This window comes from Caballeronia sp. LZ043 (assembly GCF_031451075.1).
Classification (GTDB): Bacteria; Pseudomonadota; Gammaproteobacteria; order Burkholderiales; family Burkholderiaceae; genus Caballeronia.
This window is the reverse complement of record NZ_JARUXT010000019.1, coordinates 1-5,357: the sequence shown is the minus strand read 5'-3', so window position 1 is coordinate 5,357 and position 5,357 is coordinate 1. Positions and strand designations below refer to the sequence as shown.

Below are 5,357 nucleotides of genomic sequence, written 5' to 3'. Positions count from 1 at the left end.
TCGTTTCACGGTCCTGTTCGGGATGGGAAGGGGTGGTACCGACTCGCTATGGTCATCAGGCATGACTTGTTGTTGTGTCGTCGGGGACGGCACAACCAATCTGGGAAGAAGTAGAAGTGTTTGGGGTGGTGATTGTTGGCAACAACGACTCACTCAACCGGTGTGGCCCCCTTGGGGGGTTGCATTGACTAAGCGCTGAAGCGCCAAGTCACTGCGAAACACACTGGTTATAGGATCAAGCCTTACGGGCAATTAGTATCAGTTAGCTCAATGCATTACTGCACTTACACACCTGACCTATCAACGTCCTGGTCTGGAACGACCCTTCAAGGGGCTCGAAGCCCCGGGGATATCTCATCTTAAGGCGAGTTTCCCGCTTAGATGCTTTCAGCGGTTATCTCTTCCGAACATAGCTACCCGGCGATGCCACTGGCGTGACAACCGGTACACCAGAGGTTCGTCCACTCCGGTCCTCTCGTACTAGGAGCAGCCCCCTTCAAATATCCAACGCCCACGGCAGATAGGGACCAAACTGTCTCACGACGTTTTAAACCCAGCTCACGTACCTCTTTAAATGGCGAACAGCCATACCCTTGGGACCGGCTACAGCCCCAGGATGAGATGAGCCGACATCGAGGTGCCAAACACCGCCGTCGATATGAACTCTTGGGCGGTATCAGCCTGTTATCCCCAGAGTACCTTTTATCCGTTGAGCGATGGCCCTTCCATACAGAACCACCGGATCACTATGACCTGCTTTCGCACCTGCTCGACTTGTCGGTCTCGCAGTTAAGCACGCTTATGCCATTGCACTATCAGCACGATTTCCGACCGTACCTAGCGTACCTTCGTACTCCTCCGTTACGCTTTGGGAGGAGACCGCCCCAGTCAAACTGCCTACCATGCACTGTCCCCGACCCGGATCACGGGCCAAGGTTAGAACCTCAAACAAACCAGGGTGGTATTTCAAGGACGGCTCCACCAAGACTGGCGTCCTGGTTTCATAGCCTCCCACCTATCCTACACAGATCGGTTCAAAGTCCAATGCAAAGCTACAGTAAAGGTTCATGGGGTCTTTCCGTCTAGCCGCGGGGAGATTGCATCATCACAAACACTTCAACTTCGCTGAGTCTCGGGAGGAGACAGTGTGGCCATCGTTACGCCATTCGTGCAGGTCGGAACTTACCCGACAAGGAATTTCGCTACCTTAGGACCGTTATAGTTACGGCCGCCGTTTACCGGGACTTCAATCAAGAGCTTGCACCCCATCATTTAATCTTCCGGCACCGGGCAGGCGTCACACCCTATACGTCCACTTTCGTGTTTGCAGAGTGCTGTGTTTTTATTAAACAGTCGCAGCCACCAGTTTATTGCAACCCTTTCACCCTCCTGGCGCAGGCCAGTCAAGCTACAAGGGCGTACCTTATCCCGAAGTTACGGTACCAATTTGCCGAGTTCCTTCTCCCGAGTTCTCTCAAGCGCCTTAGAATACTCATCTCGCCCACCTGTGTCGGTTTGCGGTACGGTCACTGTCAGACTGAAGCTTAGAGGCTTTTCTTGGAACCACTTCCAATTGCTTCGCTCCCTAGAGAGCTCGCGCCACACCCTTGAATTACGCGCCCGGATTTGCCTAAGCGCCTTCTCCAATGCAGCGACCGGGACGTCCAACACCCGGACAACCTTCCGCGATCCGTCCCCCCATCGCATCTAACAATGGTGCAGGAATATTGACCTGCTTCCCATCAGCTACGCATTTCTGCCTCGCCTTAGGGGCCGACTCACCCTACGCCGATGAACGTTGCGTAGGAAACCTTGGGCTTACGGCGAGGGGGCTTTTCACCCCCTTTATCGCTACTCATGTCAGCATTCGCACTTCCGATACCTCCAGCATGCCTTTCGACACACCTTCGCAGGCTTACGGAACGCTCTCCTACCACACGTGCCTAAGCACGTATCCGCAGCTTCGGTGACTGGCTTGAGCCCCGTTACATCTTCCGCGCAGGACGACTCGATCAGTGAGCTATTACGCTTTCTTTAAAGGGTGGCTGCTTCTAAGCCAACCTCCTGACTGTTTTAGCCTTCCCACTTCGTTTCCCACTTAGCCAATCTTTGGGACCTTAGCTGGCGGTCTGGGTTGTTTCCCTCTTGACACCGGACGTTAGCACCCGATGTCTGTCTCCCGTGATTGCACTCTTCGGTATTCGGAGTTTGCTATGGCGTAGTAATCCGCAATGGACCCCACAACCATGACAGTGCTCTACCCCCGAAGGTGATACACGAGGCACTACCTAAATAGTTTTCGGAGAGAACCAGCTATTTCCAAGTTTGTTTAGCCTTTCACCCCTATCCACAGCTCATCCCCTAACTTTTCAACGTTAGTGGGTTCGGTCCTCCAGTACGTGTTACCGCACCTTCAACCTGGCCATGGATAGATCACTTGGTTTCGGGTCTACGCCCAGCAACTGATCGCCCTGTTCGGACTCGCTTTCGCTACGCCTGCCTTAATCAGTTAAGCTCGCTACTGAACGTAAGTCGCTGACCCATTATACAAAAGGTACGCCGTCACCCTCTTTCAAAGGCTCCGACTGTTTGTATGCATGCGGTTTCAGGATCTATTTCACTCCCCTCCCGGGGTTCTTTTCGCCTTTCCCTCACGGTACTGGTTCACTATCGGTCGATCACGAGTATTTAGCCTTGGAGGATGGTCCCCCCATCTTCAGACAGGATTTCACGTGTCCCGCCCTACTTGTCGTACACCTAGTTCTTTCACGCTGTTTTCGTCTACAGGGCTATCACCTGCTATGGCCGCACTTTCCAGAGCGTTCGACTAACAATGCAAATAAAGAGTACAGGCTCTTCCCATTTCGCTCGCCACTACTTTGGGAATCTCGGTTGATTTCTTTTCCTGCGGTTACTTAGATGTTTCAGTTCACCGCGTTCGCTCCACATGACCTATGTATTCAGTCACGGGTACTCCATAAGGAGTGGGTTTCCCCATTCGGATATCGGAGGATCAAAGCTCGTTTGCCAGCTCCCCTCCGCTTTTCGCAGGCTACCGCGTCCTTCATCGCCTGTGATCGCCAAGGCATCCACCACATGCACTTGTTCGCTTGACCCTATAACGAGTGTGTCTCACGACTCACTGGTCATAGGCTGAGTATTCGCGTGTCGGTCCACGTTAGTGCTTTAGCACTTACGTGGAGCCCACACTACGTGTGTGCCGTATTCCAAAGCAATCTTTCGATCACCTTTTCATACTTGATACAATCACTACCCTGAGCAGTTAATTGCGCCCATCTCTAAGCGCTTTCGCTACTCTCTTTACTACTTCTTCCAGATTGTTAAAGAACGTTTAGCCGACCGGCGTACTTCATTGCCTTCGACATCAACTGGCTTCAATCGCCAATGCACAGCACTTCACGAAGCACTGTGCATTGAGGACTTTTGGTGGAGGATGACGGGATCGAACCGACGACCCCCTGCTTGCAAAGCAGGTGCTCTCCCAGCTGAGCTAATCCCCCCGTGTCTTGCTTGACTCGTGGTGGGTCTGGTTGGATTCGAACCAACGACCCCCGCCTTATCAAGACGGTGCTCTAACCGACTGAGCTACAGACCCAAAGCCTGTTTCTTGAACCACAGCCGATAAGCGTGAGCGCTTGGATGCTCGGGTAGTGCTACCCAGTGCGAAGCTCGAGAAAGGAGGTGATCCAGCCGCACCTTCCGATACGGCTACCTTGTTACGACTTCACCCCAGTCATGAATCCCACCGTGGTAAGCGCCCTCCTTCGCAGGTTAGGCTACCTACTTCTGGTGAAACCCACTCCCATGGTGTGACGGGCGGTGTGTACAAGACCCGGGAACGTATTCACCGCGGCATGCTGATCCGCGATTACTAGCGATTCCAGCTTCACGCAGTCGAGTTGCAGACTGCGATCCGGACTACGATCGGTTTTCTGGGATTGGCTCCACCTCGCGGCTTGGCAACCCTCTGTTCCGACCATTGTATGACGTGTGAAGCCCTACCCATAAGGGCCATGAGGACTTGACGTCATCCCCACCTTCCTCCGGTTTGTCACCGGCAGTCTCCCTAGAGTGCTCTTGCGTAGCAACTAAGGACAAGGGTTGCGCTCGTTGCGGGACTTAACCCAACATCTCACGACACGAGCTGACGACAGCCATGCAGCACCTGTGCGTCGGTTCTCTTTCGAGCACATCCACCTCTCAGCGGACTTCCGACCATGTCAAGGGTAGGTAAGGTTTTTCGCGTTGCATCGAATTAATCCACATCATCCACCGCTTGTGCGGGTCCCCGTCAATTCCTTTGAGTTTTAATCTTGCGACCGTACTCCCCAGGCGGTCAACTTCACGCGTTAGCTACGTTACTAAGGAAATGAATCCCCAACAACTAGTTGACATCGTTTAGGGCGTGGACTACCAGGGTATCTAATCCTGTTTGCTCCCCACGCTTTCGTGCATGAGCGTCAGTATTGGCCCAGGGGGCTGCCTTCGCCATCGGTATTCCTCCACATCTCTACGCATTTCACTGCTACACGTGGAATTCTACCCCCCTCTGCCATACTCAAAGCTTGCCAGTCACCAATGCAGTTCCCAGGTTGAGCCCGGGGATTTCACATCGGTCTTAACAAACCGCCTGCGCACGCTTTACGCCCAGTAATTCCGATTAACGCTCGCACCCTACGTATTACCGCGGCTGCTGGCACGTAGTTAGCCGGTGCTTATTCTTCCGGTACCGTCATCCTCCATCCATATTAGGGACGAAGTTTTCTTTCCGGACAAAAGTGCTTTACAACCCGAAGGCCTTCTTCACACACGCGGCATTGCTGGATCAGGGTTGCCCCCATTGTCCAAAATTCCCCACTGCTGCCTCCCGTAGGAGTCTGGGCCGTGTCTCAGTCCCAGTGTGGCTGGTCGTCCTCTCAGACCAGCTACAGATCGTCGCCTTGGTAGGCCTTTACCCCACCAACTAGCTAATCTGCCATCGGCCGCCCCTATAGCGCGAGGTCCGAAGATCCCCCGCTTTCTCCCTCAGGTCGTATGCGGTATTAATCCGGCTTTCGCCGGGCTATCCCCCACTACAGGACACGTTCCGATGTATTACTCACCCGTTCGCCACTCGCCACCAGGGTTGCCCCCGTGCTGCCGTTCGACTTGCATGTGTAAGGCATGCCGCCAGCGTTCAATCTGAGCCAGGATCAAACTCTTCAGTTCAATACCTGTTACTGTTTTCGGTCTCTTTCGAAACCGGTCGCTCACTCAACGTACTGACGATGATTAATCCGTCCTAAGACAGATAAACCTTCCTCTGATACTTCGTGTGAGACTCTTGATACTTTTGC

2 tRNA genes and 2 rRNA genes are annotated in these 5,357 nt (G+C 53.4%); all 4 read right to left on the bottom strand.

The window, feature by feature from the left end:
* Positions 1-231 precede the first annotated feature (231 nt).
* A 23S ribosomal RNA gene (locus QCE64_RS36050) occupies positions 232-3,116 on the bottom strand.
* Positions 3,117-3,445: 329 nt separating this feature from the next.
* A tRNA-Ala gene (locus QCE64_RS36045) sits at positions 3,446-3,521 on the bottom strand.
* A gap of 18 nt (positions 3,522-3,539) precedes the next feature.
* Positions 3,540-3,616, bottom strand: a tRNA-Ile gene (locus QCE64_RS36040).
* A gap of 79 nt (positions 3,617-3,695) precedes the next feature.
* Positions 3,696-5,229, bottom strand: a 16S ribosomal RNA gene (locus QCE64_RS36035).
* The 16S and 23S rRNA genes sit together here with 2 tRNA genes alongside, the layout of an rRNA operon.
* Positions 5,230-5,357: the final 128 nt, after the last annotated feature.